Source organism: Variovorax sp. F042 (assembly GCF_057814215.1).
Window position 1 is genome coordinate 276,185 of sequence record NZ_JBVASX010000003.1, and the last position, 16,099, is coordinate 292,283.

General features: G+C 67.9%; 12 protein-coding genes. 9 read left to right on the forward strand and 3 right to left on the reverse strand.

All coding sequences use genetic code 11. The features are described from left to right. Positions 1-35 precede the first annotated feature (35 nt). Together ACZYSP_RS14125 and ACZYSP_RS14130 are read right to left on the reverse strand one after the other, a co-directional pair. On the reverse strand, positions 36-968 hold the full coding sequence (locus tag ACZYSP_RS14125; RefSeq protein ID WP_093076898.1) for a 2-hydroxyacid dehydrogenase: 933 nt from the start codon (positions 966-968) through the stop codon (positions 36-38). Positions 969-1,061: 93 nt separating this feature from the next. Then, entirely contained in the window at positions 1,062-1,940 is an 879-nt protein-coding gene (locus tag ACZYSP_RS14130) for a GNAT family N-acetyltransferase (protein WP_093076896.1), read from the reverse strand. A gap of 222 nt (positions 1,941-2,162) precedes the next feature. On the opposite strand from ACZYSP_RS14130, the gene ACZYSP_RS14135 reads away from it, so the two are divergent. The 9 genes from ACZYSP_RS14135 (at position 2,163) to ACZYSP_RS14175 (ending at position 13,693) form a co-directional block, all read left to right on the forward strand. Continuing rightward, positions 2,163-3,644 carry an aldehyde dehydrogenase family protein gene (locus ACZYSP_RS14135; protein WP_093076895.1) on the forward strand — a complete coding sequence of 494 codons (1,482 nt, stop codon included), beginning with the start codon at positions 2,163-2,165 and terminating at the stop codon, positions 3,642-3,644. A 216-nt stretch (positions 3,645-3,860) separates the two neighbouring features. Further along, positions 3,861-4,526, forward strand: a complete 666-nt coding sequence (locus tag ACZYSP_RS14140; RefSeq protein WP_093076893.1) for a haloacid dehalogenase type II — start codon at positions 3,861-3,863, stop codon at positions 4,524-4,526. A gap of 31 nt (positions 4,527-4,557) precedes the next feature. Further along, entirely contained in the window at positions 4,558-5,850 is a 1,293-nt protein-coding gene (locus ACZYSP_RS14145) for an NAD(P)/FAD-dependent oxidoreductase (RefSeq protein WP_093076892.1), read from the forward strand. A gap of 71 nt (positions 5,851-5,921) precedes the next feature. Further along, the gene (locus ACZYSP_RS14150) at positions 5,922-7,544 is read left to right on the forward strand and encodes an ABC transporter substrate-binding protein (protein ID WP_093076890.1); all 1,623 of its coding nucleotides are present in this window, start codon (positions 5,922-5,924) and stop codon (positions 7,542-7,544) included. Positions 7,545-7,554: 10 nt separating this feature from the next. Next, positions 7,555-8,511: an ABC transporter permease gene (locus ACZYSP_RS14155; protein ID WP_093053887.1), complete on the forward strand. Its 957-nt coding sequence runs from the start codon at positions 7,555-7,557 to the stop codon at positions 8,509-8,511. Positions 8,512-8,572: 61 nt separating this feature from the next. Then, positions 8,573-9,445, forward strand: a complete 873-nt coding sequence (locus ACZYSP_RS14160) for an ABC transporter permease (protein ID WP_489015005.1) — start codon at positions 8,573-8,575, stop codon at positions 9,443-9,445. Continuing rightward, a complete protein-coding gene (locus ACZYSP_RS14165; protein ID WP_489014737.1) occupies positions 9,445-11,091 on the forward strand; it encodes an ABC transporter ATP-binding protein in 1,647 nt (548 codons plus the stop codon). The genes ACZYSP_RS14160 and ACZYSP_RS14165 overlap by 1 nt, the downstream gene beginning before the upstream one ends. A gap of 11 nt (positions 11,092-11,102) precedes the next feature. Beyond that, positions 11,103-12,191, forward strand: coding sequence for a tartrate dehydrogenase (locus ACZYSP_RS14170; RefSeq protein ID WP_093076886.1), 1,089 nt, complete (start codon positions 11,103-11,105; stop codon positions 12,189-12,191). 17 nt (positions 12,192-12,208) lie between these two features. Beyond that, positions 12,209-13,693 (forward strand): NAD-dependent succinate-semialdehyde dehydrogenase, encoded by a 1,485-nt coding sequence (locus tag ACZYSP_RS14175; RefSeq protein WP_489014739.1) that lies wholly within the window; start codon positions 12,209-12,211, stop codon positions 13,691-13,693. A 15-nt stretch (positions 13,694-13,708) separates the two neighbouring features. Here ACZYSP_RS14175 and ACZYSP_RS14180 read toward each other — a convergent pair whose 3' ends face one another. Beyond that, entirely contained in the window at positions 13,709-15,961 is a 2,253-nt protein-coding gene (locus ACZYSP_RS14180; RefSeq protein WP_489014741.1) for a LamG-like jellyroll fold domain-containing protein, read from the reverse strand. Between the last annotated feature and the right edge of the window lie 138 nt (positions 15,962-16,099).

The following is a 16,099-nucleotide window of genomic DNA, read 5'->3' on the forward strand; positions in this document are numbered from 1 at the left end:
GCAGATCGTGCGGTCGGTCTTCCTTCTTCCCGTCTTCAATACCCACGCGCGCGATCGACCAGCCCGAGCATCGGCTCGCCGGCTTCGAAGCGCTCGAGGTTGTCGAGCACCACTTCCGCCGCGCTCAGCGGCTGCGTCATGCTCGCGATGTGCGGCGTGAGCTGGATGCGCGGATGGCGCCAGAAGGCGTGCTCCAGCGGCAGCGGCTCGGGGTCGGTCACGTCGAGCACCGCATCGCCGATCTGCCCGCTTGCGAGCGCGGCCAGCAGGTCGGCATCCACAAGCTGCGGCCCGCGCCCCACATGCACCAGCCCGGCGCCCGTGGGCAGCAACGAAAACAGCCGCGCATCGAGAAAGCCGCGTGTCGAATCGGTCAGAGGCAGCAGGCACACGAGGATGTCGGTGCGCGCCAGAAAGGCCGGCAGCTCATCGGCGCCGGCATGGCATTGCACGCCGTCGACCTCGTGCCGCGAACGGCTCCACCCTGCGCAGTCGAAGCCCAGCGCAACAAGCTGCGCCAGCACGGCCTGCCCGAGCGAGCCCAATCCGAGCACGCCGATGCGCCGTTCACCAGCGGGCCGCACGGGCAGCGGCCTCCACAGGCCCTCCTGCTGCTGGCGCCGGTATTGCGGCATGTCGCGATGCAGGCCAAGCACAGCATGCGTCACGTACTCGACCATGCCGCGCACGATGCCGGGCTCCACCATGCGCACGATTGGCAACGAGGCCGGAAGCGCTGCGAAGTCGAACTGGTCGACGCCCGCGCCGGAAGAAAACAGCACTTCCAGATTGGGAAAGCGCGTTGCCAGATCTTCCGGCGGCTCCCAGGCTGCGAGGAAGCGCACCTGCGCTGGGTCGCCGATGTCGGGCCAGATGCGGAAGTCGATGTCGGGGGCGCGGCGGCTGAACACTTCGGCCCACAGGCGGCCTCTTGCCGGGTCGGATTTGTAGAGGAAGGTAGTTTTCATGATTGACTGGACTCAGCTGGGAACACGTTCAGGGTGCGTGCGAATGACACCGGGTACTCCCGTCGGCGTGATCGCACCCCGAACAGCAAGCGCTCATCCAACAGCCTGAGTAACGATGGCAAAGAGCGAAGGACCACCCGCCGGAGTGACAAGCGGCGCACCACGCACCATCGTCGTAGGCGCATCCACACGCAGCAGCCCGATGCTCTCCAGGCACTCAGACAGCCCACTGTCGAAGTCGATGTCGATGCGCGTGAAGTGCCCGGCATTCACACTGGCCAGATGCGCGACCAACGCCTTCGCACCGTCGACATCAGGCGCAACCACCGGCCCGATCGAATGCCCGCGCCCGAAGCGACGCAGCATCGCAAAGCCGCGCGGTTCGTTGTCATGGTCGAGCACCACGCAGGCATCGGCGGTGGACAGCAGGTCGGCAATCAATGCATCGCGCGGCATGCCACGCGCCGCCGCGTCGAGGGCCTGCAGCGCTGCTGCCTCGTGAACACCGGCAGGCCGCAGACGCCAGCCTGGCTGCAAGGCCACCAGCGGCGCCGACTGCGCGATGCCCTGGTGCTGCCGCAATTCGCCGGTGCGCACGAACCCCAGCCGCTCGTAGAGGCCGCGACCTTCGGCGGTGGCATGCAGCAGCACCGTGCGGTCTTCCAGGCCGTCGAGCAGTGCGCTCATCAGGCGATGCCCGATGCGCCGCCCCTGGCAGGCTGGCGTCACGACCACGAGGCCGAGGGTGGCGTGGCGTTCGCCCCAGAGCCAGCGCAGGGCACAGCCGATGATCTCGCCGTCGCGCTCGGCCACGATGCCCTCGGCATGCGCGAACACCTGCGCCCAGTCCGCCAGCCGATGCGGCCAGCGCAACAGGTCGGTCAGCGCCTGTGCGAACGGCAGGTCGGCAGGCGTCATCGGTCTCAGCACCACGCCGTCTCCGGTGGGTGCATTCGGGGTCTGATCGGGCATTGAAAGGTCTCGGTAGCGAAGAGGATGTTCCTTCCATCTTGGACGACATCGGCGCACGGTGCCAGACCGAAATCGACGTTCACTGCAACTTGCAAGCTTCGGCTGCAACGTGCCCGGGTTTTGCAATTCGCTGCGGTGCGGTGCCTGCGTACGCATACAAATGCTGTGCCAACCTGCCTAGGATCGATCGCCGCTCTTGCGGTGTTCTCGCAACCTACGCCCATGCAAGCCTTCGACCCGCGACAGATCCACGTGCCTTCGGGCCATTTCATCGGTGGGCGCCTCGTGCCCGACGCCGGCCGTATCGTGGTGCACAGGCCCTCCGATGCGCAGGCGCATGCCGAGCTTCCACTGGCCGACGCCGACACGGTGGACGCCGCCGTGCGCGACGCATGGAATGCCTGGCGCCACAGCGACTGGGCACGCCGTGCACCGCGTGAACGCGCTCGCGTGATGCGCCGCTGGGCTGAACTGATCGAGGCCGATGCGGCAAATCTCGGCCCGCTGGAAGCCGTGTGCTCCACGCGGCCGGTGCGCGACGCCATCGCGTGGGACGTTCCATTCACGGCCGAGGGCCTGCGCTTTTTCGCCGAGTACGCGGACAAGCTCGGCGGCGAGGTCGCGGCAACGCGCCACGACCACCTCGGCATGGTGGTGGCCGAGCCCTACGGCGTCATCGGTGCGATCACGCCGTGGAATTTTCCGCTGGTCATGGTGTCGTGGAAGGTCGGCGCGGCGCTCGCGGCCGGCAATGCGGTGGTGCTCAAGCCATCGGAGCTCACGCCCTGGTCGGCGCTGCGGCTGGCCGAGCTGGCCATCGAGGCCGGCGTGCCGTCCGGGCTCTTCAACGTCGTGCAGGGTGATGGCCGCATCACTGGAGACGCGCTCTCGCGGCACCCGCTGATATCGAAGATGACCTTCACCGGCTCCACCCGCACCGGCGCCGCCATCATGGCCGCTTGCGCCATGACCGGCCCCAAGCCGGTAACGCTGGAACTCGGCGGCAAGAGCCCGCAACTGGTGTTCGACGATGCACCCGACATCGACCGCCTGGCCGGCATGATCGCCGGCGCCATCACCGGCAACGCGGGGCAGGTGTGCGTGGCCGGGTCGCGGCTGATCGTGCAGCGCGGCATTGCCGAGGCGCTGGTGGAGCGCATCGCGGCGCGCTTCGCGGCGATGCGCCCGGGTGCGACCTGGGACGACACGGCCACGCTGCCGCCCATCATCTCGACGCCGCAGGCCGGCCGCATCCTGGAGATCGTCGATCGCGCGCGCGACGCCGGGGCCACCGTGCGCTGCGGCGGCGGCCTGTTCGACGGCGGGCCGGGCGGCGCCTACTTCCAGCCCACGCTGATCGAGGGCGTTGACGGCGCCAACCCCGCGGTGCGCGAAGAGATCTTCGGACCGGTGCTCACGGTGCAGACCTTCGCCGACGAAGAAGAAGGCCTGGCGCTTGCCGCGCACGAGCACTACGGGCTGGCCAGCGGCGTGCACACCGCCGACATCGGCCGCGCGCTGAGGGCGATGCGCGGCATCAGTGCCGGCACGGTCTGGATCAACCGCTACGGCCGCAGCGCCGACTTCGTGATTCCCACCGGGGGTTATCACCAATCGGGCATCGGCAAGGACCTGGGGCGCCAGGCGGTCGAGGCCAACCTGCGCTTCAAAAGCGTGCTCATCGACTTCGCCGCGACGCACTGAGGTGCGCCGCCGCACGCATGGAGGGCAGACCGCATGGCATGCCGCCACGCCCCCTTCAAACCGCAGCTTTGTCGCGGCGGGCAACGTTTTTCCCTACAACTCCGGAGCGGCTGCGTGCTGCAATCAATTCGTAATGAGCTTGTCGCAATTGCCATCCAAAGCAAGCGACCCGACCCGGCCGGCGACCGGTTTGAATGAACCCAAGGATTCGAGACCATGACCTTCAAGCCCAAGTACGTGACCTTCGACTGCTACGGAACGCTGACGCGCTTCCGCATGAAAGAGATGTCGCATGATCTCTTCGCCGATCGCATTCCGGCCGAGCACATGGAGCAGTTCATCGCCGACTTCGCGGCCTACCGCTTCGACGAGGTGCTGGGCGCCTGGCAGCCCTACGAGGTGGTGCTGAAGAACGCAGTGCGCCGTCTGTGCCGCAAGTGGAAGATCCAGTACTTCGACCTGGACGCGCAGAAGATCTACGACGCGGTGCCCACCTGGGGCCCGCACGCCGACGTGGCCGCCGGCCTGGCCAAGGTCGCGAAGGAAATCCCGCTGGTGATTCTGTCGAACGCATCGGACGACCAGATCCAGAAGAACGTCGCGATGCTCGGCGCTCCCTTCCACCGCGTCTACACCGCGCAGCAGGCCCAGGCCTACAAGCCGCGCCTGACCGCCTTCGAATACATGCTCGATTCGCTCGGCTGCAACCCGGAAGACGTGCTGCACGTGTCGTCCAGCCTGCGCTACGACCTGATGTCGGCGGACGACCTGGGCATCGTCAACAAGGTGTTCGTGAATCGCGGCCATGGGCCGGGCAACCCGGCGTACCGCTACACGGAGATCCAGGACATCGGCGGCCTGCCCGGCGTCGTCGGCCTCTGATCTTTCTTTCTTGCAGCACCAGCTCCACGCCATGAAGCTCGACTCCTACTGGACCGATTCGGCGCCAGCCTTCGCCCCCGAGGCACATGAGTTGCCGGCGCAGGTCGACGTAGCCATCGTCGGCGGCGGCTTCACCGGCCTGTCGGCGGCGCTGGCACTGGCCCGGCGTGGTGCCCGCGTCGCGGTACTGGAGGCCGGTGAGCGCGTGGCGGCAGAAGCCTCGGGGCGCAACGGCGGGCACGTCAACAACGGGCTGGCCGTCGACTACGCCGATGTGGCGGCCAAGGTCGGCGTCGAGCGCGCGCGCGGCTGGTATCACGCTTATGACGCGGCAGTCGATACGGTGGCGCGGCTGGTGCGCGACGAGGCCATCGACTGCGACTTCATGCGCCACGGCAAACTCAAGCTCGCCACGCGGGCGAACCAGATGGCCGCGCTCGAACACAGCGCCCGACGCCTGGTCGACGACGGCGTGGACTGCGACGTCGAACTGCTCGACGCGGCGCGCGTGCGCGCCGAGGTGCAGAGCGAACGCTTCCACGGCGGCCTGCTCTACAAGCGCAGCGGCCAGATGCACATGGGCCGCTTCGCGCACGGACTGGCGACGGCCGCGCAGCGCAACGGCGCACAGATTCACACCGCCACCGAGGTCAGCCGCATCGAACGCATCGGCCAGGGCCATGCACACCGGTTGCACACCGGGCGCGGCGTGGTCACGGCGCAGCAGGTGCTGCTGGCCACGGGCGCGACGCGCCATGGCGGCTACGGCAGCTTCGGCTGGCTGCGCCGGCGCATCGTGCCGATCGGCAGCTTCATCGTCGTCACCGAGCCGCTGGGCGCCGAGCGTGCGCAGGCGCTGCTCGCGGCGCGGCGCACCTACACGACCATCGCGAACATCCACCACTACTTCAGGCTCACGGCCGACCACCGGCTGGTGTTCGGCGGGCGCGCGCGCTTCGCGGTCTCCAGCCCGCAGTCGGATGCCGCGAGCGGCGACATCCTGCGCGCGGGGCTGGCCGAGACATTTCCGCAGCTCGGCGCGGTGCGGCTCGACTATTGCTGGGGCGGACTGGTCGACATGACACAAGACCGCCTGCCGCACGCCGGCGAACGCGACGGCCTCTACTACGCCATGGGCTACAGCGGCCACGGCACGCAGATGTCGGTGCACATGGGTGAACGCATGGCCGCCGTGATGGGCGGCAATGCGGGCGCCAACCCCTGGCAGGGCCGCGAGTGGCCCGCCATTCCCGGCCACTTCGGCCCGCCGTGGTTCCTGCCGGCGGTGGGCTTCTATTACCGGCTCAAGGACAGACTGGCCTGAGGGCTTGCAGTCATCTCTTTCGTTCGTTTCCGATTTTTCTTCCACCCCACGGCCCCTCAGGAGCACCCACCATGAGCGACAGCAGCAACAAGAGCTTCGAAAACCTCGTCGGCCCAGACGAAAGCCTTCGCGTGATGGCATCGCTGCGACGCGGCGCCTCTCGGCGCGACATCCTGACGATGCTGATGGCCGGCGGCATGCAGGCCACGCTGGCCGGCAGCCTGGCGGGCATGGCGGTGTCGGCCCATGCGCAGACGCCGCGGCGCGGCGGGCGCATCCGGGTGGCGGGGGCCACCGCTGCCGCGACCGACACGCTCGATCCGGCCAAGCAGTCGAACCAGACCGACTACTCGCGCTGCAACATGATCTACAACGGCCTGACGACGCTCGACGGCAGCCTGACGCCGCAGCCCGCGCTGGCCGAATCATTCACCACCAAGGATGCCAAGACCTGGGTGTTCACGCTGCGCAAGGGCGTGCTGTTCCACGACGGCAAGGCGCTCTCGCCCGCCGACGTTGTCTTCTCGGTGATGCGCCACAAAGACCCGGCCGCGGCCTCCAAGGCCAAGGTGCTCGCCGACCAGATCGAGAGCGTGAAGGCCACGGGCCCGAACGAAGTGACGGTGGTGCTGAGCGCGCCCAACGCCGACCTGCCGGTGATCCTGGGCACCTTCCACTTCCACATCGTCAAGGACGGCACCACCGACTTCAACACCGGCATCGGCACCGGCCCCTACAAGCTCAAGGAGTTCAAGCCCGGCATCCGCTCGCTGGTGGTGCGCAACGAGGCCTACTGGAAACCCGGCAAGCCGTACCTCGACGAGATCGAGTTCGTCGGCATCGGCGACGAGAGCGCCCGCGTCAACGCGCTGCTGTCGGGCGGCATGGACCTGGTGGGCTCGGTCAACCCGCGCTCGGTGGAACGCGTGAAGGGCACGCCCGGCTTCGGCATCTTCGTGACCCAGTCGGGCCAGTACTCCGACCTAGTGATGCGCAAGGACGCGGGCCCCGGCGCCAACCCGGACTTCGTGCTCGGCATGAAGCACCTGTTCGACCGCGAGCAGATGAAGAAGACCATCGCGCTCGACTACGCAGTGGTCGCCAACGACCAGCCGATCGACCCGACCAACCGCTTCTACTTCGGCGGCCTGCCGCAGCGCCCCTTCGACCTGGACAAGGCGAAGTTCCACCTGCAGAAGGCCGGCGTCACCGGCAAGGTGCCGGTGGTGGCGTCTCCCGCGGCGCTCTACTCGGTGGAGATCGCGCTGATGCTGCAGCAGACCGCGCAGCGCGCAGGCCTGGAGCTCGACATCAAGCGCATGCCGGCCGACGGCTACTGGTCGAACCACTGGCTCAACAGCCAGGTGGGCTTCGGCAACGTCAACCCGCGCCCGAGCGCCGACGTGCTGCTCACGCAGTTCTTCCAGTCGGGTGCGGCCTGGAACGAGTCGCGCTGGAAGAGCGAGAAGTTCGACCAGCTGCTGCTGGCCTCGCGCGCCGAGACCGACCTGGCCAAACGCAAGCAGATGTACGCCGACATGCAGACCATGATCCACCAGGACGCCGGCATCGGCATTCCGCTTTTCCTCGCGAGCATCGACGGCCACACTTCCAAGCTCAAGGGGCTGTCGCCGATTCCGCTCGGCGGCCTCATGGGCTACAACTTTGCCGAGAGCGTATGGCTCGAAGCATGAGCCCGCTGACATGAACCGACAGATCCTCAAGCTGCTCGGCCAGCGCATAGCGCTGGCGCTGCTGTCGCTGCTGGCGGTGTCGGTGATCGTGTTCTCGATCACCGCGGTGCTGCCCGGCGACGCAGCCCAGGAGCAGCTCGGCCAGGACGCCACGCCGGAAGCATTGGCCGCGCTGCGCGCGCAAATGGGCCTGGACGTACCCGCGCCCAAGCGCTATGCGCAGTGGCTGCTCGGCATCGCGAAGGGCGATCTCGGCCGCTCGGCCACCACGCAGATGCCGGTGTCGGAGCTGGTTGCCAGCCGCCTGCCCAACTCGCTGCTGCTGGCTGCTGTCACGGCACTGTTCTCGGTGCCGATCGCGCTGGCGCTGGGCATCGCCTCGGCGGTGTGGCGCGGCTCCTGGTTCGATCGCCTGGCCTCGACCTCGGCGGTGGCGGTGGTGTCGGTGCCGGAATTCCTGGTCGCGACGCTGGCGGTGCTGGTGTTCGCGGTCAAGCTGCGCTGGCTGCCGGCGCTTTCCTTCGTCAGCGACATCGACTCGCTGGGCCAGATGCTGCAGGCCTTCGCGATGCCGGTGCTGGTGCTGTGCTGCGTGATCGTCGCGCAGATGATGCGCATGACGCGCGCCGCGGTCATCGACCAGCTCGAGGCGCCCTACATCGAGATGGTGCGGCTCAAGGGCGCCTCGCCGATGCGCATGGTGCTGGCGCACGCGCTGCCCAACGCGGTAGGCCCGATCGCCAATGCGGTGGCGCTCAGCCTGTCGTACCTGCTCGGCGGCGTGATCATCGTCGAGACCATCTTCAACTACCCGGGCATCGCCAAGCTGATGGTCGATGGCGTCTCGCAACGCGACATGCCGCTGGTGCAGACCTGCGCCATGATCTTCTGCTGCGCCTACCTGATCCTGGTGACCGCTGCCGACATCTGCGGCATCGTCGCCAACCCGCGGCTGCGGCACCGCTGAAGAAGAGGCAGCAAGCATGGAATCGTCCACCTCCCCCTCCTCTTCTCCGGCTGTGAACGCCATGGCCTCCATCGCGGCCGCGCCGCTGCCCGAGCCGAAGCGCGGCCGGTTGCACTGGCTCGCAGGCTTCGGCGTCTCCGGCCTGCTCGGCCTCGCGGTGCTGCTCTTCTGGATGCTCGCGGCGGTGTTCGGCCCCTGGCTGCTCTCGTACAGCACGGCATCCACCGGCACCTCGAACGTCTTCATGCCGATCGGCGCGGCGCATTGGCTCGGCACCGACTACCTCGGCCGCGACATGCTGGCGCGCGTGATCGAAGGAGCGCGCTACACGGTCGGCGTCGCGCTGCTCGCCACGCTCGTGGCCAGCGGCACCGGCACCGTGCTGGCGCTGCTGGCAGCAGCCAGCGGCCGCTGGATCGACGCAACGCTCAGCCGCTGCCTCGACACCCTCACGGCCATTCCGAGCAAGATGTTCGCGCTCATCATGGTGGCGGGCTTCGGCTCCTCGGTGCCAATGCTTGTCTTGACCGCGGCCATCATCTACGTGCCCGGCGCCTACCGCATCGCTCGCTCACTGGCCGTGAACATCAACGCGCTCGACTACGTGACCGTGGCGCGCACGCGCGGCGAAGGCACGCTCTACATCATGCTGCGCGAGATCCTGCCCAACATCGTCGGCCCGATGCTGGCCGACCTGGGGCTGCGCTTCGTCTACACCGTGCTGCTGCTGGCGAGCCTGAGCTTCCTCGGCCTGGGCATACAGCCGCCGGCCGCCGACTGGGGATCGCTGGTGCGCGAAAACATCGGCGCGCTGGCCATGGGCGGTGCCTCAGTGATCGTGCCGGCGCTGGCCATCGCGAGCCTGACCATCGCGGTCAACCTCGTCATCGACAACCTGCCCGGCGGCGCCGCGCGAGAAAAAGGAACACGCTGATGGGAGCACCACTCACAGTCCGGGGCCTGAGCATCTGCGCCGGCGCGAGCACGCTGGTCGACAACCTGAGCTTCTCCGTGCAGCCCGGCGAAGTGCTGGCGCTGATCGGCGAGTCGGGCTCCGGCAAGACCACCACCGCGCTGGCGCTGATGGGCTATGCACGCCACGGCTGCCATATCTCGGCAGGCAGGGTGCAGATCGGCGACACCGACGTGCTGGCGCTCGATGCCCGCGCACAGCGCGCGCTGCGCGGGCGCACCGTGGCCTACATCGCGCAGAGCGCGGCTGCATCCTTCAACCCTTCGCGCACGATCATGGACCAGGTGGTCGAGCCGACCGTGATCCACGGCCTGTGCAAGCGGGCCGAAGCCGAGGCGAAAGCGGTGCAGCTGTTTCGCGAACTGGCGCTGCCCGATCCGGAGAGCATCGGCTCGCGCTATCCGCACCAGGTGTCGGGCGGCCAGTTGCAGCGGCTGATGGCGGCGATGGCGCTGATCGGCGACCCCGACCTCGTGATCCTCGACGAGCCGACCACCGCGCTCGACGTGACCACGCAGATCGAAGTGCTGCGCGCCTTCCGCCGCGTGGTGCGCGAGCGCCGCGCCACCGCGGTGTACGTGAGCCACGACCTGGCGGTGGTGGCGCAGATGGCCGACCACATCCTGGTGCTGCGCAACGGACGCATGCGCGAGCTGAACGCGACGGGGCAGATCCTCACCGCGCCGGCCGACGAATACACGAAGAGCCTGCTGGCCGCCGCACGGCCGGTGCCGCGTGCTTCAGCCGGGACAACCGACGACGGCCGCGAACTGCTGCTCGAAGTGCGCCAGCTCTCGGCCGGCTACGGCCCGGTGGATGCGCAGGGGCGCCCGGCCAAGCCGATCCTGCAGGACATTGACCTGAAGCTGTACCGCGGCCAGGCAATCGGCGTGATCGGCGAATCGGGCTCGGGCAAGACCACGCTGGCGCGCGCGGTGGCGGGCCTGCTGAAGCCCAGCCATGGCAGCGTGCTGTTCCACGGCCGCGAACTGAAGCCCACGCTGCAGCAGCGCGAGCGCGACGAACTGCGCCGCATCCAGATCGTGTTCCAGATGGCCGACACGGCGCTGAACCCGTCGCAGACCATCGAGCGCATCCTGGCGCGGCCGCTGGAGTTCTACAAAGGCCTGCGCGGCGAACCGCTGCAGAGGCGCATCCGCGAACTGCTCGACCTGGTGAAGCTGCCCCAGACCGTGGCCGGTCGCCTGCCGGGTGGGCTGTCGGGCGGGCAGAAGCAGCGCGTGAATCTGGCGCGCGCGCTCGCTGCCGACCCCGACCTGATCCTGTGCGACGAAGTCACGTCGGCGCTCGACACCGTGGTCGGCGCGGCGGTGCTGGACCTGATGGCAGAGCTGCGGCGCGAGCTCGGCGTGTCTTACCTCTTCATCAGCCACGACCTGCACACGGTGCGCGCCGTGTGCGACGAAATCGTCGTGATGCAGCACGGCCGCAAGCTCGCGCAGGTGGCGCGCGCCGACTACGACCGCGGCCCGCACCACCCCTACTACGAGCTGCTGGCGCGCTCGGTCCCCGAGTTGCGCCAGGGCTGGCTCGACGAGATGGACCGCGCGAATCACGTGGACCGCGCCACGGCCCTCACATCATGAGAAAGACCGAAATGACACCGACCTTCCGCATCGCGCTGATTGCCGGCGACGGCATCGGCAAGGAAGTGATGCCCGAGGGCCTGCGCGTGGTGCAGGCCGCCGCGGAGCGCTTCGGCTTCGAGCTCGACTGCCGCACCATCGACTGGGCCAGCGCCGACTACTACGCAGCGCACGGCCAGATGATGCCGGACGACTGGAAGGAACAGCTCAAGGGCGTCGACGCGCTGTTCTTCGGCGCCGTCGGTTGGCCCGCGACCGTGCCCGACCACGTCTCGCTCTGGGGATCGCTGCTGAAGTTCCGCCGCGAGTTCGACCAGTACATCAACCTGCGTCCGGTGCGCCTGTTCGAGGGCGTGCCCTGCCCGCTGGCCGGCCGCAAGCCCGGCGACATCGACTACCTCGTGGTGCGCGAGAACACCGAGGGCGAATACACCTCCCTCGGCGGCGTGATGTACGAGGGCACCGAGCGCGAAATCGTGATTCAGGAATCGGTCTTCTCGCGCCACGGCGCCGACCGCGTGCTGCGGTACGCCTACGAGACCGCGCGTGCGCGCAAGCGCAAGCACCTGACGGTGGCCACCAAGAGCAACGGCATCGCGATCAGCATGCCCTGGTGGGACGGACGCGCTGACGCGGTGGGCCTCGACTTTCCCGACGTGACGGTCGACAAGCAGCACATCGACATCCTGTCGGCGCGCTTCGTGCTGCAGCCCACGCGCTTCGACGTGGTGGTGGCGAGCAACCTGTTCGGCGACATCCTCTCCGACCTCGGGCCCGCGACCACCGGCACCATCGGCCTTGCGCCGTCGGCCAACCTGAACCCCGAGCGCAAGTTTCCGTCGCTGTTCGAGCCGGTGCACGGCTCGGCGCCCGATATCTACGGCCAGAACATCGCCAACCCGATCGCAATGATCTGGTCGGGCGCGCTGATGCTGGACTTCCTCACGCAGGGGCAAGGCGCGGGCCGCGCGGCGCACGACGCGATCCTGGGCGCGATAGAGGCGGTGCTGCGCGACGGTCCGCGCACGCGCGACCTCGGCGGCTCGGCGAGCACCACCGAAGTGGGCATCGCGATTGCAGAGCGCGTCGCGGCGGCCTGAAAAAAGACTTTTCGACCATGACGACACTCGAACTCGAACACAAAGACCTGATGCCCGGCCGCCAGCTCATCGGCGCCGATTGGCGCGAGGCCGGCGACGCCCGCCGCCTCGACGTGACCAACCCCGCCACCGACGCCGCCTTCGCGAGCGTGCCCGACGGCACGGCCGCCGACGCACGCGCAGCCGTCGATGCCGCGCACGCAGCCTTCCCAGCTTGGCGTGCGGTGCCTGCCAAGCAGCGCGCGCAGATCCTCAAGCGCTGGAACGACCTGATGCTGGCGCATCAGCAAGACCTGGGCCGCCTGGTTTCGCGCGAACAGGGCAAGCCGTTGGCCGAGGGGATCGGAGAGATCGCCTACGCGGCCAGCTACGTCGAGTGGTTTGCCGAAGAAGCCACGCGCGCCAACGGCGAAGTGATTCCCGCGCCGGTAACGGGCCGCCGCATGCTCGCGTTGAGAGAGCCGGTGGGCGTGGTCGCGGCGATCACGCCGTGGAATTTTCCGGCGGCCATGATCGCGCGCAAGATCGCACCGGCCCTCGCGGCGGGCTGCACGGTGGTGTGCAAGCCGGCCGAAGACACGCCGCTGACCTCGCTGGCCCTCGTGAAGCTGGCGCAGGAAGCGGGCGTGCCTGCCGGCGTGCTCAACATCGTGACCGCATCGCGCGAACGCACGCCCGAGGTGGTGGACGTGTGGCTGGCCGATGCGCGCGTGCGCAAGATCAGCTTCACCGGCTCGACGCCTGTGGGCAAGCACCTGGCGCGGGCTTCGGCCGACACGCTGAAGAAGCTCTCGCTCGAGCTCGGCGGCAATGCGCCCTTCATCGTGTTCGACGACGCCGACATTGACGCCGCGGTGGAAGGCCTGATGGCCTCCAAGTTCCGCAACGGCGGCCAGACCTGCGTGTGCCCGAACCGCGTGTTCGTGCAGGCCCAGGTGCACGATGCGTTCGTCGACAAGCTGGCCGCGCGGGTCGGTGCGCTGCGCGTGGGCCCGGCTACCGAGCCAGACTCGCAGATCGGCCCGATGATCAACGCGCGCGCGGTCGACAAGATCGAGCGCCATGTGCGCGACGCCGTCTCCAGGGGCGCGCGCATCGTGGTCGGCGGCGAGCGGCTGCGCAATGCGCGCTGCGACGGCCCCAACTACTACGCGCCCACCGTGCTGGTGAATGCCGACTCAACGATGGAATGCAGCTGCGAGGAAACCTTCGGCCCCGTGGTGCCCGTCATGCGCTTCGAGACCGAGGCCGAAGTGATTGCCGCCGCCAACGACACGCCCTTCGGGCTCGCGGCGTACTTCTATTCGACCGATGTGCGCCGCATCTCGCGTGTGGCCGATGCGCTGGAGTCGGGCATTGTCGGCATCAACGAAGGCGCGCTGGCCGCCGAGGCCGCGCCCTTCGGCGGCGTGAAGGAATCAGGCTACGGCCGCGAAGGCTCGGTGCATGGCCTGGAGGACTACATGCACATCAAGTACGTCTGCCAGGGCGGGCTGGGCTAGACGCTACCGGATCGCCTACTGGGCCAGCGCCGCCACGTCCGCGCTGCCCAGCGCGCCGCTGTAGATGCGGAAGTCGTCGATGCGCCCCTTGAGATACGAATCGCCGGAGAACTGCGAACGCCCCAGCCAGTTCTGCGTCGTCGAGCCGAGGTCGAAGGGCCCCAGGCTCATCTGCGCGTTGGAGCCGGCCTCGACGCCGTCCACGTACAAGGTGCCGAGCGCGCCGGACACGGTCACTGCAACGTGCACCCACTTGCCGGTCGGCAGCGCCGCCGATCCGTCGATCACCTGCTCGTTGTAGCCGTGGACGGTGGAGATCGCGAAACGCGGCGTGCCGCTGTTGCTGCGGGCGGTCAGCATCATGTAGCGGCGCTCGCCGGAGCCGAAGTCGAAGGCCCGCGACCACGTCGCGAGGCTGTCGATGTACAACCATGCGGTGATGCTGAAGTCGGCAAGGTCTTTCGACACCACGCCCGCAGGCAGGGCGACATAGCTGCCGGCCTTGCCGTCGAGCACAACTGCATTGCCTTCGCGTCCGGCAACCCGGGCCGCGCCGCCTTGCAATGCGCTGGCGCCGAACCGGCCGGTCGCGTCGGCAGCTGTGGTGCCGCTCGCTTCATCGAACTTGAGCTGCATCAGCAGCTCGGCCTTGATCGCGGCCCTCTCTTCGTTGGAGGCAGCGCTCTCTCCCGACGCGGTTACCGCAACGATCACGTAGTACCAGACTTCTCCGGCAACGACACTGCTGTCCGTGAACGTGAGCGTGTCGGTGATGTCCGGGGCGATGGTGGCGTACGGCCCGCCCGCGGTGCTCGCGCGCTTGACCGAATAGCTCTGCGCGTCGGGGCAGCCCCACCATGACAGCACCACCTGCGTGCCGCGCACCCGGGCTGTGAGCCCGCTCGGCTTTCCCTGTGCCGCGAGCGGATCGCGCGTGAAGGTCAGCGTGCCGAAGCCCAACTGGTCGCCGTTGCCACCGTCCCCCTCAGGGTACATCTGCGCCACCTGCAGGGCGGTGTAGGGCGTCGCGATGCCCAGGCGATTCGCGTAGTGGTTGTGCACGCTCTCCCAGACAGGTCGGCGGCTCCCCTGGCTTCCCGTCGACAGCACGGATTGCGTGCCCTGCCTGTTGATGTTGGTGACGTACGGCACCGTGTAGAAAGCGCCCGCACCATCGCGAAGATTGGACTTCGCCACGTACTCGGCACCGGCCAGGAAGCGGTTGTTCTCGTAGCCGTAGATGTCGTCGCCCTGGTTCCAGGCCATCTCGCAGAATGCGCCCGCAAGCCCGATGCCGAGCGTGCTGTGCCCCTGGTCGCGCCCGCTTTCCTGCCATTGGCCAAGGTAGCCGGGATGTACGTAATAGACCGCTTGCAGGCCCGCGCCGTTGCCCTGGCCTGTCTTGTAGTAGCTCATTGCCTCGTCGTAGATGTCCTGCCGGTCGCACAGCACGCCGATGGCCAGCATCGCGGCCAGGGTGCACTGGTCCCAGTTGGCCCAGTAGTTGGTGATGCCAGTGACGTTGGTGCCGTTATGGTCGGTGAGGAAGCTGTGGTTGAGCGGGTAGAAGATGTCCAGCATCATCTTCTGGAAGCGCGCGAAATCGGAGGCGGCCCAGCCCTCGTAGGTGCGCATGATCTCGGCCGCGTTGGCGAACTGGTAGCCGTAGATACCAGCGGCCAGGAAGCGGTCCGCATTGCCGGTGAGCGTGGTCATCGTGGATGACCATTCGTTCAGGAAGACCACGGCCAGATCGGCATAGCGCGTGTCCTGCGAGACCTTCCAGCGCAGCGCCAGTTGATAGGCGCGCGCGATGTCGATGTACATCTGCGCGAAATTGGAGTCGTCGCCGCCGCGGATCACGGTGGCCAGCGGGCGCGGCTTCGCACCAAGCTGCGCGCGGCCATTGCCCGTCAATGCGTTCCAGCCGTCGAGCCAGGGTTGCGCCTTGTCCTTGACCTTCTGGCGCATGCGCTCGAAGTCGGCTTCGGTGTGCAGCAGGCCGGGGTGGACGAACTTGCGCGCTTCCACGGATGGAGTCGTCGATTCGGGGACAACGACATCGGCAACGGCTGCTGCATCGGTCGACCCTGCCGCGACCGTTCCCTGCTGTGCGGCGCCAGAGGTGCCAGCGCCCGACGCGACCGAGAAGCTGCCTCCTCCACCGCCGCAAGCCGTTGTTCCCAGTGCCAGGGCGCTTGCCGTGCCCAGAAAAAACGTACGGCGGTCCAGAGAAAAGCCGTTCTTGTCGTCCAACGAATTTGCCATCTGCCGAATTTTTGTAAAAATTTAATTCAGCAACATGCATGCCATTCGCTTTGCGCCGTGCAAACGCGTGCCATTGGTAGCACGGATGAATGCATTCGGCCTGGATTGCGTTGGCGAATCGCGCAATCCCATGACATT